This window comes from Pedobacter cryoconitis (genome assembly GCF_001590605.1).
Taxonomy (GTDB): Bacteria; Bacteroidota; Bacteroidia; order Sphingobacteriales; family Sphingobacteriaceae; genus Pedobacter; species Pedobacter cryoconitis_A.
In genome coordinates this window covers 2043280-2069819 of record NZ_CP014504.1, presented here as the reverse complement: position 1 = coordinate 2069819, position 26540 = coordinate 2043280, and the positions used below count along the sequence as shown (strand labels likewise).

Sequence of the window (26540 nt, the reverse complement as noted above, 5' to 3'; positions counted from 1 at the left end):
TTACATATTCTTCAACGGGAGGTAGACCTACCTTTGCACGTCTTTTATCTGCATTTTTTGGATCTTCAAGTGGTTGTGAATAGTATTTGCCAGTTTTATTGTTACGCATAATCTGACTTCCATAAATCAATCATACTGAAGAAGGGAAGAATAAACACATTGAACTTACTAATTGGAAGCCGATTGATAATGAATCTGCTCTGACTTTTTTTACAGGAGTAATAAGTGACTAATATCAATTATAGCAGTAATGCCTTCTTTTTCAATGTGTTTTGATTTATTTTTCCTTTTCATTCCATAGAATTGGTAGTTATTTTTATGCTTTCTTAATGTAAAATACATCGATAATAGTACTGTATACCAGTATAATAACCCGGTTGACGTAATAAAAATAATTTTAAGCAATAAACAAATATATTCATGGTAAATTTTATTATCATGGAAATAAATCTAATAAAGGAAATACACATAGGTAATAAAGCTATTACGCATTTTACTTCTTTTTCGCTTAAACAAAAATTTAACGCTCATCATTATTTTGAACTTAAGTTTAACCATGATCAGCTGGGTTTACCTGGGCTGATTACTTTGGATGATAGTCGTGACTTTGTAGGAGAAACTCTAAGTGCATCAATAGGGTATATCATGCAACCTCTGCAAAACTTTGTTGGGATAGTCACTAAAGTAGAACTTACGCAAAGCAACGGTTATCATGGTATTTTAGTAGTCAGTGGGTATAGTCCAACTATATTGATTGACAGGGGCCCTGATCTGGGCTCTTATTTGGACAAATCACTAAATGAAATTGTTTCCATGGCTACTCATGATACGCCAGTAAATGATTTGAGGATTATAACCAACGCAACCCGTAAAAATCCTATTGATTATGTAATCCAATATCGGGAGAGTGATTTTGAATTCCTGAACCGTTTGAGTGGTGAATATTACGAATGGTTTTTCTATGATGGTATGAACCTTAATTTCGGTAAGCCCGATCAGCAAAAGGAAATTCCCCTGTTTTATGGAAGAGATGTCCATAGCCTGCAATATGGAATGGAAGTAGCACCAATTAAAAATAAAAGATTCGCTTATAATCCCAAGCAGGATGAAATGCTGCAAAGTGAGAGTACCGGAAATGCTAGCGGGAGAGCAGATTTGATCCATGCAATAAATGCCTCTAATAAGATATACAGTAAAACTTTTAATCAGCCAACATCTATCAGGGTTGATAGTGGGAGTGATATTAAAAATCACGTTGATAATGAAGAGAAAGCAAATATCAGTAAACTCCTGAAAATAAGCGGTTCTGGCGATAATCCACAGGTAGCTTTGGGGTCAATTGTAGAAATTACCATGAGTTTAAAACAAGGGATTTCTTTTGCCACTGAAAGTCTTGGTAAATTTCTAATCACTTCTGTTAATCACACAATTGATGAGCGTGGGCGCTATGCTAATTCTTTTGAAGGGCTGGTTTCTACAACTGATCGTTTATTATTTAAAGATTATATAAGGCCTAATCCTGATCTGCAATTGGCTAATGTGGTGGATAATAATGATCCTAAAGGTCAAGGACGTGTAAAAGTGAAATTTAAATGGGCTTGTCAGACAAATAATGATACAGAATGGTTGAGAGTCATTACGCCCGATGCCGGAAGCAGTGATAAGGTTAATAAAAACAGGGGTTTTGTCTTTATTCCTGAAAAAGGAGATCAGGTACTCATTGCATTTGAAGAAGGTAATATAGCCAGACCTATTGTTATAGGAAGTATTTTTCATGGTAAAAATGGAAGCGGCGGTAATGAAGGAAATAAAATTAAAAGTCTGATCACCAGAAGTGGCTGTATGGTTCGATTGGATGATAGTAAGGGAAGTGTTACTGTTAAAGATCCAAGCGGGAATATTTTAAAGATGCATGGTAATGGAAGTGCAACTCTTTCTGTTCCGAATACGTTTACCATTAATACCACAGATTTAGTTGTTAATGCAGGGAACAGCATTACTTTGAATGCACAACCAGGCGTAGATGAAAACGGAAAAGAAGGAAGTGGAGAGGGTAAGATTGTAGTTAGTGCCAAAAAGAGTATTGAAGCTACAGCTGATACTGAGGATATTAGTTTAATAGCAGCTGAGCGTAATATCCTGCTTACTGCAAATTTAAAAGATATTATAATTAAAGCTTTGGAGAGTAATGTTGAGCTTCAGGCATTAGCTAAGGATATCATTTTAAAGGCAACTTCGGGAACCATCAATGCAGAGGCAGATACCCAGATTAATATCCATTCTCACGATACTCAGATATTTTAACACTCTCAAAATTATTCTATGGACGATTTAGAATATATAGTGACTGGTGCGCTTACTCACTGTAACAAAGGAGCGGGCGTAATGCCAATTAATGTTACTTCTAACACCACGACCCATGTACAAAAATTATTAGTAGCAACAGATAGTGATAAAACCTATATGGTGAATATCCCTAACTATGGAATGTGTACTACAACTCAAAAACCATGTCATCCCATTCCAACAGTTTGGACAGATACTTATGATAAGGTGAAAGTTAACGGATCCCATCCATTGATTGGTAAAAGCTGTCTCCACTGTGCCATTGATCCTTCGAGTGAAATCAAATTTATAACAAGCGGTCAACTTCCATTGTCCTGGAGCTTATCAAAAGAATCGCTTGATGAAATCAGTAAAGCTAATCAAGCAGCAAATGAAGCCTCCGACGAATATGATCTGGAAAGGAAATCTGTAGGAGAATCTGGATTTTGGGAAGGATTTATACCGGTCTGGGGCAGTGGAAGGGATTATGTTCATTCGATTCAAACTAAACATTATTGGAAAGCTGCCGGGAATCTTGGTTTGGTTGTACTTGATGTATGTACGTTAGGTGCTGATGAGCTTATTATAGGCGCAATGAAAGGTGGAGCAAAAGGAGTAGCTGAAGCTGGGAGCAAGATGACCCTGAAAAAAATAGCAGGAATTATAGCAGCAAAAGAAGCAGCTTTATTACTGGTGAAAAAATTTGCGACTACCGTATCTGAGTTTTCATTAAGAGAGGCTGGACTTTGTATTGCTAAGGCATGTTTTGTGGCCGGTACACCAGTCCAGACAGCGAATGGAACAAAAAATATAGAAGAGCTTGTGAGTGGTGATGAGGTTTGGTCATACAACGAGGAAACTGGCGAAACCGGCTTAAAAAGCATACTGAATGTTTTTGAACAGCAGGCAGATACGATTGTAGAGTTGACAATAGACGGAGAAATTATTAATACCACTCCTGAACATCCTTTTTATGCCAATAGTGAATGGAAGGAAGCTGGTTTACTAAAACAAGGAGATACGGTTCAGTTGTTTAATGGTAAAGCAGCAGTTGTACAGCAGGTTGTCTATAAATTTGATAAAATACTGCAACCGGAAATTGTTAATAGTGAGGGTGACGAGCGATCTTATGAGTTAGTTACTGTTTTTAATATAGAAGTAGAGGGCTGGAATACTTACTTTATTGGAGAGAAGAGCTTTCTTGTGCACAATGTTGTTTGTGTAAAAGAATTAATGGAAAATGCGGCTAAGGGAGTAGCAAAAACCTGGGATGATCTTGGCAAATTTATTTATTGCTTTGTTGCTGGAACAAAGGTTAAAACACCTTTGGGAGATATTCCAATTGAATTACTTGAGAAAGGGGATGAGGTATTCGCTTACAGTTTTGAAAGCAGAGAAGTGGTAGTACGTAAGGTGCCTGCTGTCTTTAAAAATTCAACAGAACGAATCCTTCAGATTGGAATAGAAAATGAGTTTATCCGCTGTACAAGTAAGCACAGGATATGGGTAGAAAGTGAAAATGAGTGGGTAGAAGCTGGCGATTTAGCAGTGGGAATGAAGGTGCTTGGCTTAAATAACAAGGAATATAGTATAAATAGTATTTTTCTTATAGAAGAAGAATGTGATACTTTTAACTTTGAAGTTGAAGAGGTTCATAATTATTTTGTCGGAGAAATAGGTATTCTGGTTCATAATGGCCCTGGACCTAAGTTCCCAAATTCGGTTTATAATGATCCAACAATTCGTACTACAGATATTTATAGATACTTCGATCCGGTGACAGATGAAACCTATTATGTTGGTAAGACTGTTCAGGGGATGGAGAAGAGAGCTTCACAGCACGCTGTTGAAAAGGGATTAAATCAATTAATTAAAGAAGGTAAGTTAGATTATGAGGTGATTGAAGGTGGAAAAAAATGGAACGCATTTCAAACTGCCACAATGGAGCAGCATTATATTAAATTACTTAATTCCAAACTGCAAAAAGGAATGCCAATCTGGAATAAAATAAATGCTTTAAGCAAGGCGAAATTTGAATATTTTAGTAAACTTATAAAATGTCCATAAGGATGAAGAAAACACAATTAAAACCAGGAGATATTTTCTATTTGGAAACACGGACCAAGAATAAATTTGTTTTTGGTAGAGTTCTGTTTGATGTTAATAATCAATATCATAAGGTAGTGGATATTAATAGTCATCAGGATGACTATTATCCATATTTAGCCATGAGCCATAATGGTTGTCAATTGATTGAAATGTATACCGGAATCAATGACAAACCTGAATTATCTTCTACCGAAGTTCTCATCCCAAGAGTTTTTACGAGAAATATCAATGGTGATATGAATATTTTACCCTGGGGCATTATTGGACATGAAAAAGTTGATTACACAAAAGTGGAGTTTCCAGAACATATTAACAATAAAAATGGTGGTATGGTACTCGACAGAGGCGAATTGTCAGTCCATACGAAAATAGCAAATGAAGCCGCCTTAGGTGTAAATTTAAAATCTTCTATTTCCGTGCCTGCTATAATTGGAGATGCATGTTTGTTCTTGCAAGATAGGGCAGATTTGATTGATGTGGAATTTAGAAGACCGGTCTACATAAAAGATCGTGATTTGATGTACTTTCCTGACTTAAGAAATAAAATATATGCACAGATTGATCTTGATCCGAATTTGAGCTATTATGAGTTAGCTAAGTCAAAAGGTTTTGATTTAGCGCGTTTTTATGATAACATAGCTGTTTGATAGAATGGGAGCCTGGGGCAATAGAAATTTTGAAAATGACGGTGCAATTGATTGGCTAAATGATTTCTTAGCTAAGCCATCTGAAAATAGGTTAAAAGAAGTGTTTCACTTTATTGTGGATCAGGAAGAGTTTATTGACAGTGATGAAAGCTTTGAAGCCCTGGCTGCAGCTGAAATTGTTGCCGCACAGAAAGGTGCTAAGAGTGAAGATTTTCCAAAGGAGATTGCAGATAACAAATTTTCTAAAGTTATAGACTGGGAATTATTAACTCAATTGGCAATTAAAGTAGTTGATAAAATTCTACATTTTCCAGGACATTCTGAATTGAGGGAGTTATGGTTGGAAAGTGATGAATATGAGCAATGGGTTAGTGTCCAGCAAGATCTGATTGAAAGACTTAGGGGGAAAGGTGATTGATATGAAATACGTTTTATTTATATAAATAATTTAATATGTCAATAAGATCCTTGCTGTTTGGTGAACCTTATAATAAAGAGCTCTTAAACTTGAAAAGCTTTAGTGCTGAATATAAAGTAGAGGTCAAGACTGAAATGTTATCTGTTCAGGATGAAGATCCATCTGGTTATACGATGGAGTGCAGATATCTGTTTGATCAGTCAATAAAATCTGATGAAATTATAAATACTATAGAGCTGAAGGATGTTTTAATTAAGACGGCAAATAAGTCGCTTGAAAATTCTGTCGAAGATCTTACTGCAATTGCTAAAATTTCTCCTTTTTATAAGGTTGCACGCAGGTTTAACGGAGAGCTATTCGATATACGTAATAAGGAGGTATTGCTGAGTGACTGGGAAAAGGCGAAGACTGATCTGGTACCTAATCTTTTTATTACGGATAGTGAGCGGATAGGATTTACAGTTAGTTATGAAAAAGGATTATTGAATACTCATGAAGCATTAAGAAATAATTGGAATTACCTGCTTATGTTGCCAGAGGTTTACAGTTTTAAGCATTTTGCTGATTCTGGAAAAGGTTCTCAGACTTCGGGGCATAGCTGCAAATCTGGACTGTCCTCAAATGTGACTATTGAGTATGTTATGTTGGGTTCTGCAATTTCCAGGAACAAAGATGTTGTAAATTTGAAGATGAATAGCCGAATCACTAATAGTAGTCATTTAAGTACGTTAAGTATAAATGGTGTAAAACTTAATCCTCAGAGTTATTCTTTTAGAATTGAAGCATCATATGAGATAAGTGTGGTTAATGGCAAAGTATTAAACGCGCATGTTAATATTTTGGAAAAGCTTGATGAGATTTCGAGTTGTAAAACTGAAGTTTTACTGAGTTTGTTTGACGGGGTTTTTGAGGAAGCTCCTAAAATGAAATTGTCTGAGAATAAATGGAATGTTTTTGATAAATAATAGGGATTAGGAAGGCATTCACGCTTTTTCTGAAAGTTCAATATAGAAATAATGTGGTTAATGTGGACTTTGCTTTTCATAAATGTCTAACCCTTTGAGCGCGTTGTAGTCATTACAGATGCAAGTTGTTTTATTAAATTTAGCGCTACTTAGTCTATTTACGAGATTTTTTAACGGGTTTCCTGCTTGTGTGAAATACAGCTACGATTAAAATATCGTTAGTTTTCTGATAAATTTTATACACAATAATGTATGGAAAGACATCTACCTTGCTTTCTCGACAATTGCGCTTTTTAATCTGATAGTGTTCTGGATTATTTGAAATGACTTTAATCTGCTTTTCGACGGCTCGACTAAGACGGTCTCCTAAGCCCTCTAAGTGCTTTTAGTACCATTGATAAGCTTTTGTGTATTCACTTTTGGCAGCAGGATGGAACAGGATATTATATCCCATTAACCTTTCTTTGACATTTTAGCTTTTTGTTTTACCTGTTCCCAGGTTGATGTCTTAACATTACCAGACTCATACTCACCAAGGCGCATATTAATTTCCTTTAAGAAATTTTTATCTTCCCAAAAGTTTATTTGCTCATTAATCTCTTCTTCCACCATCGTATATATCGCTTTCACCTTCTTTTCATCGGCATAACTAATGTAATCGTATAGTCTGTCGCTAATTGCTGTATTTGCCATATTTACTAAGTTCTTAACCAGAAATACACAATAAGAAAGCTAAATTCAAGCAGTATTACCAAACTCTATAAAAAGAATATTTTGGAACTTCCAAAATCAATTGATTGTTTTACTCGTTCCATATTTGGGGAAATTTCAAAAACCAACTTTAGAATATCAATAAAAGAACCGTCAAAAATTAGGTTTTATGCATTTTTTAAAAAGGGTTTAACTATTTGCTGTTTTTCAATATTTCTACTTTGTCTTGTTCGCTTTTTAGTAAGCGTTCGTAAAGCTCAACAACTTTATCTAATGGGTTGTATGAGCATTGGTAGTTATAAGCATAAGCGGTTGAATTGTCATTCATATTCTGAATATGGAAAATCAAAACTTCCTCACTGAAGTTTTTTATAGCTTCAGCACTCACGCCTAAAACATCCGCAATTTTCTCAAGCATTGAATCTTCGATCTCTTCGCTTTGCTCAATTTTTGAAATAGTTTGTTGACTTAAGCCCAGCTCACCAGCAAGAAAATCTTGTTTTATACCCCTGATTTCACGAATGCGACTAATCTTTCTTCCTATATGCACTTTGTTGGATTTTGTAGCTGTTTCCATAGAACAAATATAATTAATTTCCAGATGGTAAGTTACACTTAGATATGGGTAAAGTACAATTTAGATTGGTAGGTTACGGCATTCGATAACCCGAGATTTGGTAATAGAAACTAAAACCGGATTATATGTACGCGCAAACCATGATTAGCACAAACACCTTGTCCAAAAAAGGAGGGATTTTTTTCAGATTGCCTTTTCAGCATGACAGTTTTAAATTGGATATTAATACGTTAAACAAGTTCTCAGATTTCAGAAAACCTAAACATCCGTATTTACGCATACAGACAAGAAAAATCTCTTTTGTGAATGAGTTGCTGGTAGTAGGTGTAATAGTAGGAGAGGAAGCGGAAGAAATGGTTTACATCAAGGTAAAGCCTCTGGAATTATTAGTTAGTTGCAGCGTAGATACTGATGAAAATTATTTAGGTCGTTATGCTTATTTCGCACTCTGCGATTTATTAGGGGCATCTGATGAATGTGATTTTGATGAATATTATTGGCCGGACTTTTTTGATGACAAAATGCAAAATAAGTTTTTAACAACATCAAAATCTAAAGGAGGGATAAAGGTCATTTTAAAGACTATATATCGTGGATTGTGTAAACCGGTGAAGTATCTGCCGGCGGTTAAACGGGATAAAGTTATGATCAGGAGGAAAACTGCTGATATAATACCGGAAGCATTAACAACAGAGGAGCAGTTGATGGGTTACTGTTTACTGGATACGCGCAGTTCTAAGTGGCATACGAATCACGTTCCATCTCTAATATCTTATACTGGGATTCCAAGTAAGGATAAAATATCTGTAAAATGGTTTAATAACTATATTTTAAAACCAGAGGATTTACCAGATCGGGAGCTTACTGCTGAACAGCAAGCTTTAAAAGATATTTGTTTTTTAATGGGAGAATTATCGCCTGTTCAATATCCAAAACAGAAGGATAGCGAAAGTAGGAGAGTTGAATTCAAGAAACTAAATAAGGCTAATTTTAGTAAGGTTTTTACCTTATGGCATGAAGCGTTTCCATTGTTACAGAGTAGGCGATATACGCATTATCACTTTACTTATGGTATGAGAAACATCAAAGGAAAACCTGTAAAATCGGGTATGTCACCTTGTACATTTAGCAATGAAGAGGCTGAATTATGTTTTTTGTGGAAAGAGAAATCAGATTACTATAAACTTGAACTTCGTTTTAGGATAGGTGGTAAGTTGTATGAATTACCTTCTTATTTTAATGCGTCTTTTTTTGTAGCATCATGTATGAATCCCAGGAAAATGCACTTGCTAAACTCTCTGATGGATTGTGAAATTCTGGCTTTATTTGGTGAAACAAACTATCGAATGTTATTTCTTAAAGTTCATTATGAAGCTTATTTCAGCTGTTTTGTAGATCAGCTAAGGGATACTTATGAATTTATAGATAAATAGTTCGTCGAAAATATTATTAATGGAAAGTTGGGTTTTGTAATAAGATGCTTGGTTTAAGTTTTTGTAATCAGCGATGCTCAATTTTTAAAGATTCATTTAAATTTTAAAATCAAAACGAGTATGAAAAAGTTAAATAAGCCGGGCTCTGTTAATGAGCTAAAAGCAATTGATTCAATCAATGCTAAATACAATTACAATGATATATGTGTTTTTCATGAAACGGTACTTCGGATATTAGGAAGCAGTGACTTGTCTGGGCTTAAAGTATCGGAAATGAAGAGTATTGAATTCTTTGCACAAACAATTGTCAGGTTGCTGGATTCTCCACAAATATCAGGCAATGTGAGAAATCACTTTCAAGAGCGGGTTGCTAATAATATTGCTGATATCAAGAAAATAAGACCACCCAAAGGGAATGATTTTCAAACAACTAAGAGCCTTTACGCAATGCTGAATTGGATAAATTTCACAAATCATAGAACCAGGTTAACTATTGAGATGATTCTTGATGATTATTATTATCACTTTCCGGTTTCTCAAAGCGGAGTAATTATGGAGAAACGTCTTTTGCTGCAACCTGGGTGGTTGTAATTTAATAGGCTTAGTTTTTTTGTTAACTTGTAGATTACAAAATAAGCACATTTACAATTTAATATAAAAACTGTCATGATAACCACTGCTCTTGCTCATTTTTCCGCACCTGACTTATTGCATAATGACGCGATCCTGAAGTATTTGATTCCTACCGTAGTCACTTTGACCGTATTTATGCTGGGCTTGCTGGCGAACTGGCTAAAAGGAAATTCGGAACGCCGGCGGGAAACACGACACCTTAAAGCAGTTTTTATGGCCTGGATCCCACACCTGAAGCGCCCGGTTGAACTGCTAGCCGGGGCTTGTGACGACCTTAGCGCGAGGCTGACCACGGCGAATGATATCGGCGCGCAGGGCTTTAAATTCAACCACATCTTCGCGGAAAAACTTTCGTCTGTTGAATTAAGGCTTATGATCAAAACTTTTATCACAAATGCTTCGGGGGATGACAAACTGAAAAACAAATACCTGTACCAAATGGTCAGCACCTTAGAGTTTCTGGATAAAAAGGAGTCAGAGATCACAGCCAAGTATGAGGAGCATTACAGTTCGGCAGGCGACCTACTGCACGAATGGAATGAGAAATTTATCAAGTTCTCAGAACTGAACCTGGCGCTGCACCAGCAAGCAGCAAGTAGAGGGGAAGCTTGGCTAAAATTGGACCGGGATGCCGAAGCGATCAGGCGGGACTGGGGTGCTGCGATGAAGGAACACCCCGGCGATACTAAGGTGTCTTATACCCGCATCGTTGAGCCGATCATCTTACTGCTGAAAAACTTTATTCATGCCAACGGTTCTGATGACCCGGTGATCGGCGGCCTGACCTCCGCAGCCGAGGAACTGAAGATCACTTTCCGGCAATGGGAAGCAAGCCATTCTGGTTATTCTGCGATGTTTAGCGGTTATGCTGTCCAACTCAACGAAGCTTACGTGCTGTTGTCGGTCGCACGCGACTTCTTTAACAACCATTGCCGTATTCGTTTATTTTGCCAGTAATTAACTATCCTGCCATGACTGAACCACTATTTGTTGAAAAGTACCGCACGGACGCCACGCCGATGCATTATACTGAAGACCCGTTTGTGTTTTACGACCGCTGTGACGGGCCGGCCTTTGAAAATGTACGGCTACTGCTTAACTGCTGGCTGGAAGCTTATCCCGAATCCGAGCGTCAAGAACTTTCGAGGCGCTTTCGTAGCGAGTTCTATGCGGCTTTTTATGAATTGGCCCTGTACACTATATTTGCGGCCTTGGGTTGCAGCCTTGAGCCTCATCCGATCTTATCGCATAGTACTAAGCGCTGTGATTTCCGGGTGTCCGGTGCCGCGGAGTTTTTTTTGGAATGTATCAATACGAACGGCTTATCGGCCAAGGAAGAAAACAGGCAAAATACAGTTCATTATTTCTACGATGTTCTCAACCAGATGGACTGCCCCAGTTTTTATCTTAAACTGGTAGAAGTGCATTTCAAAGGAAGCAGCTATCCACCCCTGACCAAGATCAGGGCACAGCTGGAAATTGAGATCAATCAGATCGACCCTGATACAATGCCGGCAGGAACGATCCGGGAGTTCCGCGATTTGCCGGGGCTCAGCTATGAGGACCCTAAGTTCAGGCTGGTACTGCAACTTATCCCTAAGCCGCCTCAAACACGCGAAAAAAAGGCAAGAGCGATCGGCGTCACCACCACAGGTTTCCATATAGGTGGCTTCGGGCATGTCATCGCGGATGCGCTCCGCCGCAAAGCAGCCAAATATGGCAAGATCACCGCACCGTTCCTGATCGCCATTAATGCGTTGACGGCACTGCCGGTAGATGAATATGATATTGAGGATGCTCTTTTCGGCAATGTGTACCGGAATTATATCCCGGCGATCCTAAATGGTGAAAGAGCGATACCTGCTGCTGCAGAGAGTTCCTTTTTCTGGAAAGGAAAGGCGATCCATACTCGGGTGAGCGCAGTGCTGGTCAGTAATTTGACACCAACGAACCTCGTATGGGCAAAATACTGGATCTATTTTCATCCGCTTGCTGAATACCCGCTATATCTAAAGGCGCTCGGCCTACATGCGAACCGCATCGGCCCAGACGGCATAGCCGTTACGGAAGGCCGCCGAATCGCCGAAATACTCGGTTTACCTGCGGATTGGCCAGGAGAAAAAAAGGACTGGCGTCCGCAATCTCACTAATTGGCTTCCTTCAAACCTTTGTTCTGATTATTCGGGCGCTAAACATAATATATAGACATGACAGATAAAACAATCCAGTCGACCATTGATCACTTCAACTGAAAAAACTCACAAGCATTTATTGCATCACATCCTATCGCGGGAAATATTGAGTATAGAGTTGTGTGGAAGGAAATGAATTCAAAAAACTTGGGGATGTATCTCGCTATCGGCTCTATTTCATAAAGAACGAAAACAGGAAATGTATTGGGGCTGTACTCGATATGAGCATAGACTTGCACTGTTACATTACACAGGCCGCCAATAAAAAAGGGTTTTTACGAATGCGTTATTACAGGTTATTCTACCTAACTTGTCGCGGATCAGAAAAGAACAAATCATAACTATTAACAGAGATGATATTGGGGATGATAACTTTGAAGCATCGTTAAAAACTGCGAATCTGGCGGGTTTCAAAATTGTTAGGGAAATGAAGGACAAAATTGAATGCTGCCAAAAACTTGCCAAGTACAAAAAGGTAATACTTACAGAAACCTATTCGGGAATCACCTACGATGAAATTGTTAAGCAAAGAGAGAAAATGAATGTGGTTATTGGGAGCTTATGACAGATCAAAGCTGAAATGGAAATGAAGCTGGGGGCGTCAAACCTAACCCGTGAGTTGGATTATTATATCGACAAACTGAAATTATACAGTGGTTTAAAGCTGGATGATGCGGTTTATGACTTCGAGTAGGTTATTATGCGTAACAAGTTATAAATTTCAGTCTCGGCCTAGCATACCATGTAAAGTACACGCAGTGGGAGATTTTATTTGAACTGATGTTATGAAGCTCTAATTGAATCAGAAGTTTTTTAATACTTATATTAGTCTATTATAAACGTAGAGCACCAAAACGTAACTTTGCAATTTGATGTAAATTCCTGCCAAAATGAAAATACCATTACTTTCTATATTGCTTATTTATGGTATCGCTGCTGCTGGTCTCAGGCAAGAACTGATCGGCGAATATAGAAACGATAGCAAATCCATAGGATCTTATTATATATACCAAAATCAAATGGGATGTATCTTACCACTTTGAAGTAAAGATTGGTTCATTTTATAAAAAAGACAATGACCAAGGAACAGGATAAATTATTAACGAATCATACCGTCAGGTTAAAGGATACTGATCATGGTTATTATGTAGGTAGCGGAATAATATACACAGCGAAATCTTTACAGGACAAATTGTACGTATTGACCGCAGCGCACTGTCTGTATCAAGATAAGGATCATTTTACAGAATCCAGGCGAGATATCACAATAGAGCTATACAGTCAGGCTGAAAATCAGTACAAGAGCGTGGTTCATACCATTAATTATGAGCTTGTTTCGGCAGATGCTGATCTGGATCTGGCCATTCTGGTGTTGGACAAAGCCGACGTATTTTCAATTACAGGCATTTTGGCTGAGATACAGCCGATTTATGAACGGAATTCTGCGGAAAATTTTCTCATCAAGGGGTTTCCCAGCGCAACTTTAGGACAGGAACTGGTGGCAATCAGTCCTATCTGGATTCAGGATATGCCGGTGGTGAGGAAATTCCAGCTCCATTTGCAGCAGGACTTCAGTACACCGGAATCTGCACGTTCGAGGGTAGATGGATTTTCCGGCAGTGGTGTCTTTCTGGTAAACCACGGGCGTATATACCTGCTGGGAATATTCAGCAGGTTTTTGGAAGCAGGAAAAGTGATTTATTGCCAATACCTGAATGTGATGAATGCGATGCTGGAACATGCTTTTCTTCCGGTAATTCAATTTACGTTTTTAGGGGAGCATGGACTGAGCAGTGAATATTTCCAAGTGCATGTGGACAAGGCTATTCGCAACCTGGGCCCCCGATTTAGCGAAGAAATGAATTTCAGACTGCCAATTGCCATGCGTTTCAGTGACTTGGCAAAGGATTTGGATTTTCGGCGAAGGCTTTCCGCAGTGATCGACAGTTACCTGACCGCATCGCATTATCATACAGCCGCGCACCAGCAGTTTATAGTGATTGATCAGGAATACCAGGAAATAGATCAAGAGATACGCAGCTGGTTTGCTAGTATTGACTGGACTCCTACGGGCAAAATAGAGACCGAACATGTTGAGGTATTGGTGGAAGGGTTCGATAAGAAAGCACAGGAAACCATCATTGATTTTTACAAGTTACGGTCTGAAGTAAAGGCCGCCGAGAAAGGATCTCAGGCTAAATACGACTATAATGAACCCTTTCAGTCGGAAATTTCAGGTTTGCGGCAGATGCAAAAAACCAATCGTGAACTTTTGAATGGACTTTACGAACTTGACCTGATGCTTTCTATTAATGCTGTACTACTAATCAAAGGTGAGGCGGGATCAGGTAAGTCGCACTTATTAGGTGATGTGGCTAAAAGCAGGATTCAACTGCGTTTGCCAACTATTTTATTACTAGGCCAATTGTTTAAGCCAAACCAGAACGTGTGGACCAATATCTTGGGTCAACTGGAGCTTAGTTGTTCTAAAAATGAATTGCTGACTACGCTGAACCATATCGGTGAACAGCTTGGATCCCGAGTGCTGTTCATGATTGATGCGTTAAATGAGGGGGCGGGGAAAGATTTGTGGTTTGATGAGTTGGCGGGGTTTGTCCACGATTTTAAGGATTATCCATTCATTGGTCTGGCACTGACCGTGAGGAGTACCTACTGGAATGTGGTGATCCCTGCTAGTGTTAAGGACAATACCCAAATCCGGATATTAAAGCATGAAGGCTTTAAAGGCAATGAGTATGCTGCGTTGAAATTATTTTGCCAGCACTACAAAATCCACCAACCTAATTTTCCAATCCTGGCACCGGAATACAGTAATCCTCTTTTTCTTCAGCTCATTTGCAGGAGCATCCAAAGCACAGCAGATAAAACATTTCCTCAGGGATTCCAGGGTTTAACGAAAATATTCCAGTATTACACCAAGTCGTTGAGCGAAACCTTCACGCGGAAACGGAGTGCGTATGGGATGCGTCCCAATCTGATCAGAGAGGCGCTGGAGTTGTATGCGCTGAGATCCTTTGAAAAAGAAAATTACCGGCACTTGACGCTGGAAGAAGCGTATTCGCTTGTTAATGAACATTTCCCCTTATTTCCGCAATTACTGGAAGATTTGATCGAAGAAAGCGTATTGATCCGCTCGATGATCAAAAGATATGGGGATGAACAGGAGTATGAAGTGGTGTATTTCGCCTTTGAGCGCTTCGGCGACTACCATGTGGCACGTCAATTACTTTCCGGTTATGGATCTGCTGAGGAGGTGATGGTAGCGGGCAGAAAAGAAAATACTTTGGGAAAACTGACCGAGGATGGGATTTGGTCTTACCAGGGTCTACTAGAAGCTTTGGCTGTACTGATGCCGGAAACCTTCGGGTTGGAACTGACCGAAGTGTTCGGCTGGGTATTTGATGAAAAAGAATCACGAAGAGATAATATTTATAACTGGTTCAATCAATGGGTGGTAGATAGTTTGAAGTGGCGTGACATTAGCAGCATCAATGCGGAAAAGATTGTCAGCTGGGTGAATGATTCCGGTCATTTTGATATGGACTTGGGCAATTGGTTTCATTTTGTGATGGAAGTCACCGCAGTTAAGGGTCATCCATTTAACAGTGATCGTTTTCATCTGGTGATGTCCCGAAACAACATGGCGACTCGTGATGGTTACTGGCAGGATCACATGCAAGGGTATTATGGAACTAATGATCAGAATGTGGCCTTCCCGCTTACGCGCTTGATTGAATGGGCTTGGCAGGATGGCATTTCCGAAGAAACCGATCATGAAACCGCGAGACTGGTTGGACAAACACTTTGCTGGGTACTGGCCTCTACGCATCATGGCTTGCGCGACCAGGCTACAAAAGCACTGGTTAACTTGTTACAGGATCACCCGCAGGCCATGCTGGCTACAATGAAGGCCTTTCAGGATATTGACGACATGTATATTCTTGAACGTATTTATGCAGTAGCTTACGGTTGTGCGCTGCGTTCGGAAGATGCGGATACCTTGTCCGCTTTGGCAGCTTACACCTATCAAATCATTTTTTCAGGTGGCAATCCTCCTGAACATTTGCTTTTACGCGATTATGCCCGCAATATCGTAGAATATGCAATTTATAAAAAAGTGCCTCTGGAAGTGGACATCAGACTCATACGTCCACCTTACCGCAGTAAACTTCCTGATCGGCTACCGACTAAGGAAGATATCAAACAGTATGAGCTGGACCGGGAAGGTGAAAATTACAAGCAAGGGTATGGCAGGGCCAATAACAAAATTCATTTTTCGGTAATGTCCTGGGATTTTTCGCGCTATACAATTGACAGCGCATTAGAGAATCTGGTACCTGTCCGCTTTACCTTTAAAACAGAGCTGGAAGCTTTCAAAAAAAGTCTGCCACGTGGAGGGAAATCGACACTGACCAACATGAAGAAGTTTTACGATATCGTACATACCACTGAAGATCATAAAAAAAATTTTTTTACCAGTTTAGGTCCTGAAAAGGCAAAAGAGCTTTGGGATGACTTTGATCATTGGCATAAAGAATTCCGTGACAAGCTATATGGACTGATGAATGAGCAACAGGTGACCTTTCTTGAAAGTACTGTACTTCCTCACTGGGACATGGAGCTTAAGATAAAAGGCAGAACGACCAATCATCTGAAAAAGACCCCTTACAAATGCTGGATTGTTCAGCGTGTTTTTGAACTGGGTTATGATTCGGAAATTCATGGAAATTATGATATAATACATGATGACTATACTGATCACCGTACCAATACACGTGTAGACCGGATTGGCAAGAAATATCAATGGATTGCTTTCTTTGAACTTCTGGCGATGCTCACTGACAATTATAAATTTCGGGAAAGTTGGGCTAATGACGATGAGGGAAACTATTATCAGGGACCATGGGAATTCATGCTAAGGAACATTGATCCTTCTTTTATTTTGAGGGATAAAAGAGAGAAATACCCAGATAAAGACTTCGGGCTGAAAGAACATAAAGCGATATGGTGGGCCATGGAAAAATACGTATATTGGAACAGGTTACCTGCCGATTGGGCGAGGAGCACTGCCGATCTGCCTGATATGGCGAAATGTATACAGAAAACAGATCCAGTCGGGACGGACTGGTTGCACCTTAATTTAAGTTATACATGGAAACAACCCAAACAAGTCGGTCAGGACAACTACCGATCTGAACGCAGAGAGATCTGGTATATGTTTCAGGCTTACCTGGTACGCAAAAAAGATAGGCAAAAGGTGGTTTCAGCCTTAAAAGATGAGAACTTTCATGGACGCAGGTTTCCGGAGGATCATGCGACCACAGATATGTTAGCAAGGGAACAATATTGGTCACCGATCAGTAAACAAAATGCAAAAGGCAGTAAGGAATGGATAGAATTTAAAGAAGCGGGCTGTAAGGTGGTGCTGACCAACAAATATGCTGTCGGTGAATTGAGCCAGGATCAGTCCAGCGCTCATTTTTATTTTCAGATGCCCTGTAAGATGATTATGGAAGGAATGAATCTGCGTTTCGGCCGCATGGATGGAGATTTTGTGAATTCGGACGGCGAAGTTATCATGACCAATAAAAGCGTGAACGGGGTCATGATCCGAAAAGTTGATTTTTTAAATTATCTGGAGCGGAACAAACTGGAGATTTTTTGGGTGTTCTTGGGGGAGAAGAATTCTTTTGCAAAAGGTGACCACTTGAAAGATTATCGTAAATCGTTGAGCGGCGTTTACTGTTTTGAAGGACAAAACCTCAGTGGCAGTATGAAGATGAGGAACTGGTAACATGGAGGTTCATTTCTACAGATGTGGTTGTGCTGATGCGGCAAGGATCAGCTTTCTAGACGAGCGGCACAAGCCCTGCCATGTTTTTATAGATGCGGGTGTGGAGCGCAGCTTCAGGCAGGTACTAAGTGACGAGATTTCCGCCATTGCTTCGCGGGGAGAAAGGATAAGTTTATGGATCATTTCGCATATCCATGACGACCATATTGGCGGTGCCATCGGTTATGTGAATGCGATCAAAGCAAACCTGCTTCCTGACATTGTAGAAAAGTGGTGGTACAACTCTCCAAGACTATTACCGAAGGTAAGCGATTCGATTAATAAGCTGGTCGGCTATCCATCCAGTATCCGGCAAGGTGATCAATTGACCGAATATCTAAATGCACATACTACTTGGGGTCCTACCCCTGTGGTAAGCGGAAGTCAGCTTTTTGAAATTAGCGGGCTTAAGATCAAAGTGCTTTCTCCGGGAGCGGAAAGCTTGAGACGGCTGCAAGAAAAATACAAACATACTAGCGTACCTTTGGAATGGAACGAGGAGCAGCAGACGAGCGAGGCAACGGCTTCCCCAATGAGGGATTACCACTTAACGGTAGCAGAGTTGCTGCAGGTAAGTACTAAAGAGGATAATAATATTGAAAACGGCAGTAGTATTGGTATACTTACAGACTATCCCAATTGCAAAATTCTTTGGTTGGCGGACTCACATCCGGACGTAGTATCTGAAAGTCTAATTTCATTAGGTTACTCTGAAAAAAATCCGCTGGTTTGTGACTGGGTTAAGATTAGCCATCATGGTAGTGCTGCCAATAACAGTCCGGCTCTATATCGAATGATCCGGTGTTCCAACTATGTGATTTCAGTGACAGGCGAAAATGCACATGGTCTGCCTAATAAGGCTGCACTAGTCAATATTCTGAAAGCTAGACAACAACCCAAAATACAGCAGTACAATTTCTATTTTACACATGATGACAGTGTACTTCGTTCTATATTTTCAGTCGATGGAGACAAAATATTTGACGATTTGAATTTTAAAACATTTTACCTTGGAAATGAAAAAAGTTTTAAAATTATCATTTCTGAAGCCTAGTGTTAATTATATGTGTGCAATTGTGTTTCTATTAAACCAGTCAGAATCAATATAGGAATTTAGTAAATGTAGATTTTTAGACCAGACATAAAAAGTCATTCTGAGATCAGCTCCATAGTAATCGTTCCCCTTCTTTAAAATGGGGAACGAATTGCGATAGCTCTATTTGGATTTGTATATCTTAGCTTTGCTATTCCCATTTTTTCTCAAACGCTTTTATTTTACATACCGCGTGCTGGATATCTTCAATACGGTCATACTCCCGCGACTCTACTCAAAATGCTAATTTGTCCCATATAAAAACGAAAATTAATATATAAATTTGAATTCTCGCATCCTAAACCGGTTCGGAAAAGGGAGGGTTACAAAGCCGCATGTTGTTTTCACGAGTTCGGCTTAGGTCAAATTTTTAAATAAAAGAGAGTATAAATATGTTTCAATAAGCCGCTTTTTGCTATTTTTATTATATTGGAGAAAACTGGTTTAATACTTTCTAGATTTTATTGAAAAGGCTTCTATATGGTTGTAAATAATTAAATTTAGCTTTCTTAATTTCAAGAACTATATTATGTTTTACAATTTAATATGACATCATCTTTTTTAGAAAATAAAAATAAAAATTATGCTTTAAGTTTAAGAGGGATGGGCCAATATCCTTCTGTAGTTGTGGGAGCCGAATTTTCTCATATCAAAGTAGTTGATAAATCCGGACCAATTTCACCAGGTGTACTAGTGAAATCCCTTAGGAATAGGCTAACATCACTAGGGACATTATATACAATAGTAAATGGAAATACCCTAGGTTGTTGCGCAGAAGTAAATTCTGCTAATAAAATTCTAGAGAAGCGACCGTCTCTCGAAATTTATAAAATTAATTTCTCAAAAGCGCTGAGACCTAGAACAATGCAGGTTGTACCTAAATGTAAAAATTGTAAAAAAACTTTCAATTGATGGCATATTCAATAATTGAACAACAAACACTAGATATTGATGTGTTTTTCAAGGATAGAGTAAAATATATTCATGTAGCATCGGCTGGTGGTTCGCTTCCAAAGGTTATTTCCGAAAACGACATTAATAATAATGCATTTTCTATTTTTGTGGAGAGTCTGCCATCATTATTTGAAATAGAAATTAATCCAAACTTGGTTGATTTAATAGATCTTAATCCCAACGATGTTGATATGTACCTTGCTGATTTTGTAAAAATGGCAAAAAAGGGTTTTTATTCTTATGATAAAACACAACTTGGTTCATTTGATAATCGATTTTTTCATCTTGTAGCAAGACCTAAGGGGCAGAATAGATTATCGATAAAAAACAACATAAATCTTCTAACTATTGACAATAATCTTCCTGATGATTTCAAGCAATTTAACTTATTTAAATTTTGTAAAAAAGGTCTTTAATTCGCTATAAAATTTTCAATTAAACTTACGGGTATCTGCCCGTTCTATGAAACGGTCATTAATCAGCTGCTGCTGGAGGTAATTAACTTAATGCAAATCCTTGTCAGAGGCTGATAGGCCTAAATTTATAAGATATTCATACGAGATTCTTTTGCAATTTCCATTGATTAAAAAGTTGGGCGTTTACCGATTTTAGGTATGGTTATCGCAGGTTCATTATATATCTCCCGAAGTAGATCAGTATAGCTTGTATCAAAGGTTAAGTCATTACTTAGATCCATATGAATATATTGCTGCATGAAATCAGGAATACTTTCCATCATGGTTCCAGTTCTCAGGATATCACCCAAACTTTTGTCACAAGCGAAAAAAATTACCCTGCATATTTTGAAAACTATGGTTGGGAAAAAGCATCAGAACCTATTAGTTCATCAAAAGATTTTTTGATTCAAACATGCTTCACGCAGCTAAAGTATCTCCTAACCTTGATCTGGCAAGTAATAGATTAAACAAGGAGTGCCTAAACATACGGCATGACGATGCTATTATTGATATTGCAATTACTCTGGAAAGTATTCTTACTACAGATAGTAAATAGGAGATTGGTTATCGCTTGGCTACCCGCGCTGCGTTGCTAGTCAAACAAGAACCATTTTTAAACTATTCCGCTTCACAGATTTTTGCGCTTTGTAAAAAAATCAATGACTTTAGGAGTTCTGTCGTTCATAGTGATAAAAAAAGGCAATTGGCAAGTCGCAAAATTGAGATCATAGCTGGCGAAATAATAGAGACCAACGAAATTGCCATTCAATTTTTATCACATATTCATAGACTGGTTTCAGCTAATAAGGTTCTGGCTAATCCTAAAGGCATTGAAAATTTTCTTTTTTCTGAATAACAAAAGAAAATATTCCAGTTAATCGCCACCTTTGACCTGCCAAATATTTATACTCGTAGTTAGTAAATATCTAAAATGAACGTCTCAAACTTACATCCATATCAAAAGCAAGCTGTCTTCAAAGCACTAGAAGCAATACAAAAAGGCGAAAAGCATTTTGCTTTTGTAATGCCGCCAGCAACCGGAAAAACCGGTGTTTCTGTAAATATCGTACATGATTATTTAAAGGGCCGTCACAATAAGGCTCCGGGTAATGTGCTCGTGGTTACCAGATCAAAGGATTCACAGTATGACCTTTCATCTGCATTTAAATTCGATGACCTTCCCATTGGAATCAATTTACTTGTAAAGCCTGATACAGCCGACCACGCCCAAATCACCATTTTATCACTCCTGGGATTATCAAAAGTAGAGCCCCCACTAAAAGCGAGTGGGAAAAACTTCGGTTTGATCATTGTAATGGGTGGCGGAGCAAATTCTTCAAGTCTGAATGAACTCTTTGATATTTATCCAGATGCGATCCAGATTTTAATTTTGGACCACGCAGAAGAAAATAATGAGCGGTTCGGTGTTCCAATTTATGAGTATACACTCAAGACTGCTATTGAGGATGATTATTTTTTTAAGCCCTTTGTGGTAAAGCAGATGTCTGTACTTCCTTCAGACCTCAAACAAGAAATAAGTCTATTTAGCCCGGAGGTAACAGAGAAGGCAATCATCAATTCCAAAAGCTATATGGAGAACGCGGCAAAAATTATGTTAGGCGAGATCAAGGGCGGTAAAACGATTGTTTATTGTCCAAATATCTTTTTCGCTGAAGAATTTGCTAAAATCATAAATGAGCAGAGAGGCAATGGAGCTTATGCATCAACGATTTCAAATAATATGGATGAAGCAGTTAGGCTGCAAAATGTGGTATCCTATAAAGACAATCCCGGTGACCCCAATATTTTATGTATGGTCAGCCCCAACGTCCACACAAATCATTTCAACATCACAAAAACTGTCGCTATTTTCCGTAAAACGACAAAGGTTTCGTTGCTCCAGAGCATGCTAGTTCCGGGCCTAAGGCATTTTCCCGGCAAGAAGGAGTTGGATGTACTAGATTTTGTCGGACTGAAAGATTTATTTGATGTACTCGGTGGTATTCCAATCATAAAAGCAGAAATTCCTTCAGAACCTGATTCTGTAATACAAAGTTCAGCAGCTAAACAATATTTCCAGAAATCAAACATCTCATTTAGGGACAAGAAGGAAATTGAAGGGGTTTTGGGTATTGACGATTTAGCTGAAGAGCTAGCAGAAATCATTCAAATTATGCCAGCTGAGCAGGGTTCAATGATTGGAATATTCGGGAAATGGGGACGTGGTAAAACATTCCTTATAGAGCACACATGGAAAAAACTTGCGGCTAAAAAAACATTTGTCCGAGTTGAGTTCCATGCCTGGAAATATCAGGACACCCCTGCGACCTGGGCATATTTATATGAATGTATTTCTGATGCCTATTTCAAACCCGAATGCAAATGGAAATTCTGGTCGAAGGTTGTGAGTGGTAAGAGGCTGATTTGCCTAAATTTTGAGAGAAAGGGTGTTTGGCCTATTTTCAAATTCATCGCTATTCTCTCGGCAGGAATATTCAGCTTTGTCTTAGGAAAACAGTTATTAGGACTGATAGAAGGCAAAGCGCAGGCTAGCTTTAATTCATTAGGTGCTATCTTCACCGGCTCGGTTACCTTATATGCCCTTTACACTACAATTAAAAAAGAATATAGTGTAAAGGCGAAAGATCTATTTTTGAAATATGCGGTGAAACAATCTTTTAAAGAACATCTGGGAGTCCAAGCTGAAATCCAGAAGGAGACATTAACCTTACTAAAATCCTGGATACCCGAAAACGATCTAAAAGTTCGAAAGATTGTGCTTTTTGTTGAAGATATAGACCGTTGTAGTGAAGCCAAAATAATCCAAATTATAGATTCATTAAGGATGCTTTTGGAGGATCCAGAAGTTGCTAAACGAATAATAGTAGTGGCGGCAATAGACGAACGAATGTTAAAGCTGGCAATCAAGATGAAGTATAATTCGCTTATTGCGATTGAAAAAAAAGATGCTGAACATACAAAATCACTTAATAAAATCACAGATGAATATATAGACAAACTTTTCATTGCAGGTTTTAAACTAGGTGACTTATCCAAGTTGGATTCTGATGAATTTCTTGTGGAATTGACTAGACTAGATCGTGAAAAAGAAGCGGTTTCTAAACTGCAAGATATTCTGGATGCCGAATCAAAGATGATGAGTGCTAGAACCGCACAACACTTGCAGGACGCCTTAGACTATCAGATTGAGCAAATGCAAAATGAAGACTACACCAGTTATGATGAACCCGATTACCACACAGAATATTTAGAGAATTCGGATGTCTTACAGGATACAGAAACCAGTACCAGTCCGACTCCTTTCGCTGAGCCTGAAACCGCAAAATCCCTCAGCGATGAGGAAATCGATATTTTAAGAGTTAGTGTTGCTAAATACAAAGGGGCAACTCCAAGACAGATAAGAATTTTTTATTACCGCTATCTGATTGCCAAGAATTTGCTGATAAGACGGTACGGCAAATTAAAGAGAACAAATGTTTGGCAAACTGACGTGAATAGCAGAATATTATCAACACTGATCGTTTTGTATACCATAAATGAGGAGGAAGGGATTTTAAGTAAGCATTTAGAATCTGCCCTTTCGGACACCCGTGACCAGCATACTGTTCAGCTTTTAACAGAAACAATGGTTAGTGGCTACGATTACCGGGAGCTGTTGACAATACTATCTGTAGTCATCGCATACTAATTGGCATCCCTGGTTCTATAGGGTGAACGTAATCCGTTGTGAATTGCCGTAAAAAACTCATGGTACAGAGGAACAATTTGGACTTCCAATAACGTTCCTACAGCAAGGTCAATGACTTTTACGCTGAAATATAAAGATGTATTGGAGGCAGATATACTATAACCCAGAGTTAACCTCAAACCATCCATCTTTTTGCATTTTTTCCAAATTCACTATTTTTTTATTCAGACCGGACAATTCGAACTTGCCATTTGAAAGATCGAGCGCTTAAACAAGGTTTGACTCTGATATTTAATTTATCAAGTATAAAAGGTTAAAATGCTTACCATGCTTATATTGATGCAACTGTTACATTTTAATCATTACACAATATTGCAAACATGGTATGGCTTTTCTATAAGCTACCGATAGCAGCACCCACCGAAATACGGTCTTGGGTTTATTAATGATTGCATGTTGAATGTATTTTTCAGTAGAATACTATTATATCACACATTATTCCAATAATACATTTAAACATGATAGGAAATAATTATATTAAATTGCGGGGGAGCTATTATGACCAATATCTGTGATTAATTGCTTCTTTGCATAACACTTTAACTTTATTTATCTAGAAATACTTTGCAGGAGTAAGTTTGTGGATGCCACTTGGGGTTTTTATGGAGCATAATTTAAAAAACCGCAACTGTCTTTCGCATAATAAGAATTAGGCAAATTGGTTGATCAATGGGTGTATGAATTTTTAGTCTTGTCATGACCTATATTCACTTTAAAACAGGGTGTTCTAACCTAATACCCTATCTAATCAAAAGATACTTTGAACACTTAGGAAAACTGAATTTAATTTTATTAGATGATTATTAAACGAAATGAGGCTGCTTTTCAGGAGCAGCCTCATTTCGTTTTAATGGAATCCCATTCAGCGGGGGGAAAAGAGATTCGAACACGCTATACATTTCATGAATCAATGAGTCCTGAGTTTAATGAAATTCTTGTTGTAATAGAGATAGTATTACTAATATGTCTGGTGTTTTTATCGCTCCGTTCGCAGGGTGGGATGCTTTTTCCAAAGGTCTTTCTCAAATGTGGATTAGCTCGTTACTCTCGCTGATCCCTTTTGGGGGAGGCTTCAACCAAAAATGCTTTTCGCTTCGCTCAATGACATTTTTTGTTTGGCGGAGAGTGGGGGAATTGTACCCAGAGTTAAAATCCCGCTTTAATATGGTTTCGGAGGGGTTTGTAATTGGCGACTCACCGAATCACTCACCAGTCTTGTTTCTTTTTGTAGCTGCAAATGCTATAAAATAAATTTAGAAGTATTTTCAGTAAAATCAAAGTTTTAGGCTAACATTTATTATACAGACGTGAAATCCGTACAAACGCATATTTAACTCTGTCAAAAAACAGGAGGCGTAAATCAGTCACCTTAGGATTGGTAGGTTAATGAATCGGATACAACTCGTTACAAAAGGGAGAATGCTGTAAGAGATCGGTACGATTTCAGTAAAAAATAACAAATTGGTCAATTAAAATATTTCAATTATATTAAACAGTTGTTATCTTTGTAAGATGTCTAACGTAAGCACTATTTCATTGTCAAACTTGAATGCCTTGTCCAAGTTGATCTCGAATGCGGGCCTTCAAAGATTGATGGATAATGATACTTCCAAAGTATATGGCAGACAATTAAAAAAACTTTTGAATAAAAACGGTGTTACTGTTCAAGGCAGGGCCAGTTTTTCAGAAATGCTTTCTTTGGGGTATCAACAACTCCTAGCTCATTATCGTCACGAATATATCTACAAGACTGCAATTTTAAATTCTTATGTTTTGAGGGAGCATTCATTGGCTGAAACTATTTTGCTCAATGAATTTAAGATTGGAACTTCTAAGGCTGATGTGATTGTTGTTAACGGTACAAACAAAGTTTTTGAAATCAAGACAGAACTTGATACTCCAGAACGCCTTCAAAATCAAGTGAATGATTATTTCAAAGCTTTTACTGAAGTTTACTTAGTGGTGCATCATTCTATGCTTGCAAAATATTTGGGTCGAGTAGATCGACATGTTGGCATTATGGTGTTCTCGGAGAATGGGAATATAGACACAATATATACGGCAACACCTGACCATTCAAGACTCGACTCAACAATAATGCTTAAGTCGCTTCGAAAAGACGAATATCTTAATCTTGTAAGAAATCTTAACGGTTCAATACCAATAGCCAAACCCGTTCACATGTTTACTGAATGCTGTAGAATAGCAAAATCATTTCCTGTCCAAACGGTTCATATCGAATTCCTAAAGATAATCAAACAGCGTATCTGTAAAGAAAGCAATGAAATTACCTTAGACGAGGCAATCCCCTCGTATCTGAAATTTTGTTGTTATAACGCAGATCTCGATCAAAATCACTATATTGCATTAACCAAAAGATTAAATTGTTTTATCTAAATTAA

Annotated in this window: 18 protein-coding genes and 1 pseudogene; 16 read left to right on the top strand and 3 right to left on the bottom strand. The window is 38.3% G+C overall.

Annotated features, from left to right (window positions below; translation table 11 throughout):
• Positions 1 to 438 precede the first annotated feature (438 nt).
• Genes AY601_RS08870 through AY601_RS08850 form a run of 5 tightly spaced genes read left to right on the top strand, consistent with a single transcriptional unit; the run spans position 439 to position 6464 of the window.
• The gene (locus AY601_RS08870) at positions 439 to 2304 is read left to right on the top strand and encodes a type VI secretion system Vgr family protein (protein ID WP_084359530.1); all 1866 of its coding nucleotides are present in this window, start codon (positions 439 to 441) and stop codon (positions 2302 to 2304) included.
• Between the two features lie 18 nt (positions 2305 to 2322).
• On the top strand, positions 2323 to 4392 hold the full coding sequence (locus AY601_RS08865) for a polymorphic toxin-type HINT domain-containing protein (RefSeq protein WP_068399438.1): 2070 nt from the start codon (positions 2323 to 2325) through the stop codon (positions 4390 to 4392).
• 2 nt (positions 4393 to 4394) lie between these two features.
• Positions 4395 to 5081 (top strand): hypothetical protein, encoded by a 687-nt coding sequence (locus tag AY601_RS08860; RefSeq protein WP_068399434.1) that lies wholly within the window; start codon positions 4395 to 4397, stop codon positions 5079 to 5081.
• A gap of 4 nt (positions 5082 to 5085) precedes the next feature.
• Positions 5086 to 5499 carry a DUF4259 domain-containing protein gene (locus AY601_RS08855; protein WP_068399431.1) on the top strand — a complete coding sequence of 138 codons (414 nt, stop codon included), beginning with the start codon at positions 5086 to 5088 and terminating at the stop codon, positions 5497 to 5499.
• A 35-nt stretch (positions 5500 to 5534) separates the two neighbouring features.
• A complete protein-coding gene (locus AY601_RS08850; RefSeq protein WP_068399428.1) occupies positions 5535 to 6464 on the top strand; it encodes a hypothetical protein in 930 nt (309 codons plus the stop codon).
• A gap of 154 nt (positions 6465 to 6618) precedes the next feature.
• Here AY601_RS08850 and AY601_RS26330 read toward each other — a convergent pair.
• The 3 genes and pseudogenes from AY601_RS26330 to AY601_RS08840 form a co-directional block, all read right to left on the bottom strand.
• A pseudogene (locus AY601_RS26330) lies at positions 6619 to 6819 on the bottom strand (type II toxin-antitoxin system RelE/ParE family toxin); the annotation flags it as partial.
• A gap of 98 nt (positions 6820 to 6917) precedes the next feature.
• The gene (locus AY601_RS08845) at positions 6918 to 7157 is read right to left on the bottom strand and encodes a hypothetical protein (protein WP_068399424.1); all 240 of its coding nucleotides are present in this window, start codon (positions 7155 to 7157) and stop codon (positions 6918 to 6920) included.
• Between the two features lie 211 nt (positions 7158 to 7368).
• Complete coding sequence (locus tag AY601_RS08840; protein ID WP_068399420.1) at positions 7369 to 7752, bottom strand: helix-turn-helix domain-containing protein; 384 nt, start codon at positions 7750 to 7752, stop codon at positions 7369 to 7371.
• A gap of 302 nt (positions 7753 to 8054) precedes the next feature.
• Here AY601_RS08840 and AY601_RS08835 point away from each other — a divergent pair, with 302 nt between their 5' ends.
• From AY601_RS08835 to AY601_RS08765, 11 genes are all read left to right on the top strand, one after another.
• The gene (locus AY601_RS08835; protein ID WP_157287796.1) at positions 8055 to 9185 is read left to right on the top strand and encodes a hypothetical protein; all 1131 of its coding nucleotides are present in this window, start codon (positions 8055 to 8057) and stop codon (positions 9183 to 9185) included.
• 120 nt (positions 9186 to 9305) lie between these two features.
• Positions 9306 to 9776: a hypothetical protein gene (locus AY601_RS08830; RefSeq protein WP_068399414.1), complete on the top strand. Its 471-nt coding sequence runs from the start codon at positions 9306 to 9308 to the stop codon at positions 9774 to 9776.
• A gap of 75 nt (positions 9777 to 9851) precedes the next feature.
• Entirely contained in the window at positions 9852 to 10775 is a 924-nt protein-coding gene (locus AY601_RS08825; RefSeq protein WP_068399411.1) for a hypothetical protein, read from the top strand.
• A gap of 14 nt (positions 10776 to 10789) precedes the next feature.
• Positions 10790 to 11968, top strand: coding sequence for a hypothetical protein (locus tag AY601_RS08820; RefSeq protein WP_068399408.1), 1179 nt, complete (start codon positions 10790 to 10792; stop codon positions 11966 to 11968).
• Between the two features lie 1117 nt (positions 11969 to 13085).
• Entirely contained in the window at positions 13086 to 17825 is a 4740-nt protein-coding gene (gene avs2, locus AY601_RS08810) for an AVAST type 2 anti-phage system protein Avs2 (RefSeq protein WP_068399402.1), read from the top strand.
• A 1-nt stretch (position 17826) separates the two neighbouring features.
• Positions 17827 to 18918, top strand: a complete 1092-nt coding sequence (locus tag AY601_RS08805) for an MBL fold metallo-hydrolase (protein WP_157287794.1) — start codon at positions 17827 to 17829, stop codon at positions 18916 to 18918.
• A 585-nt stretch (positions 18919 to 19503) separates the two neighbouring features.
• Positions 19504 to 19869, top strand: a complete 366-nt coding sequence (locus tag AY601_RS08800) for a hypothetical protein (protein WP_068399396.1) — start codon at positions 19504 to 19506, stop codon at positions 19867 to 19869.
• Positions 19869 to 20327 carry a hypothetical protein gene (locus tag AY601_RS08795; RefSeq protein WP_068399393.1) on the top strand — a complete coding sequence of 153 codons (459 nt, stop codon included), beginning with the start codon at positions 19869 to 19871 and terminating at the stop codon, positions 20325 to 20327. The genes AY601_RS08800 and AY601_RS08795 overlap by 1 nt, the downstream gene beginning before the upstream one ends.
• Before the next feature lie 613 nt (positions 20328 to 20940).
• A complete protein-coding gene (locus AY601_RS08785; protein ID WP_068399387.1) occupies positions 20941 to 21225 on the top strand; it encodes a hypothetical protein in 285 nt (94 codons plus the stop codon).
• Between the two features lie 75 nt (positions 21226 to 21300).
• Positions 21301 to 24078 carry a P-loop NTPase fold protein gene (locus AY601_RS08780; RefSeq protein ID WP_068399384.1) on the top strand — a complete coding sequence of 926 codons (2778 nt, stop codon included), beginning with the start codon at positions 21301 to 21303 and terminating at the stop codon, positions 24076 to 24078.
• 1653 nt (positions 24079 to 25731) lie between these two features.
• Positions 25732 to 26535 carry a sce7726 family protein gene (locus AY601_RS08765; protein WP_198163652.1) on the top strand — a complete coding sequence of 268 codons (804 nt, stop codon included), beginning with the start codon at positions 25732 to 25734 and terminating at the stop codon, positions 26533 to 26535.
• Positions 26536 to 26540 lie beyond the last annotated feature (5 nt).

Excerpts from the sequence above, each read along its gene's own strand:
- AY601_RS08855 (WP_068399431.1), top strand. The coding sequence starts at position 5,086 with ATGGGAGCCTGGGGCAATAGAAATTTTGAAAATGACGGTGCAATTGAT.
- AY601_RS08870 (WP_084359530.1), top strand. The coding sequence starts at position 439 with ATGGAAATAAATCTAATAAAGGAAATACACATAGGTAATAAAGCTATT.
- AY601_RS08840 (WP_068399420.1), bottom strand. The coding sequence starts at position 7,752 with ATGGAAACAGCTACAAAATCCAACAAAGTGCATATAGGAAGAAAGATT.
- AY601_RS08765 (WP_198163652.1), top strand. The coding sequence starts at position 25,732 with ATGGATAATGATACTTCCAAAGTATATGGCAGACAATTAAAAAAACTT.
- AY601_RS08795 (WP_068399393.1), top strand. The coding sequence starts at position 19,869 with ATGGCATATTCAATAATTGAACAACAAACACTAGATATTGATGTGTTT.
- AY601_RS08830 (WP_068399414.1), top strand. The coding sequence starts at position 9,306 with ATGAAAAAGTTAAATAAGCCGGGCTCTGTTAATGAGCTAAAAGCAATT.
- avs2 (WP_068399402.1), top strand. The coding sequence starts at position 13,086 with ATGACCAAGGAACAGGATAAATTATTAACGAATCATACCGTCAGGTTA.
- AY601_RS08850 (WP_068399428.1), top strand. The coding sequence starts at position 5,535 with ATGTCAATAAGATCCTTGCTGTTTGGTGAACCTTATAATAAAGAGCTC.
- AY601_RS08845 (WP_068399424.1), bottom strand. The coding sequence starts at position 7,157 with ATGGCAAATACAGCAATTAGCGACAGACTATACGATTACATTAGTTAT.
- AY601_RS08805 (WP_157287794.1), top strand. The coding sequence starts at position 17,827 with ATGGAGGTTCATTTCTACAGATGTGGTTGTGCTGATGCGGCAAGGATC.
- AY601_RS08865 (WP_068399438.1), top strand. The coding sequence starts at position 2,323 with ATGGACGATTTAGAATATATAGTGACTGGTGCGCTTACTCACTGTAAC.
- AY601_RS08825 (WP_068399411.1), top strand. The coding sequence starts at position 9,852 with ATGATAACCACTGCTCTTGCTCATTTTTCCGCACCTGACTTATTGCAT.
- AY601_RS08780 (WP_068399384.1), top strand. The coding sequence starts at position 21,301 with ATGAACGTCTCAAACTTACATCCATATCAAAAGCAAGCTGTCTTCAAA.
- AY601_RS08820 (WP_068399408.1), top strand. The coding sequence starts at position 10,790 with ATGACTGAACCACTATTTGTTGAAAAGTACCGCACGGACGCCACGCCG.
- AY601_RS08800 (WP_068399396.1), top strand. The coding sequence starts at position 19,504 with ATGACATCATCTTTTTTAGAAAATAAAAATAAAAATTATGCTTTAAGT.
- AY601_RS08860 (WP_068399434.1), top strand. The coding sequence starts at position 4,395 with ATGAAGAAAACACAATTAAAACCAGGAGATATTTTCTATTTGGAAACA.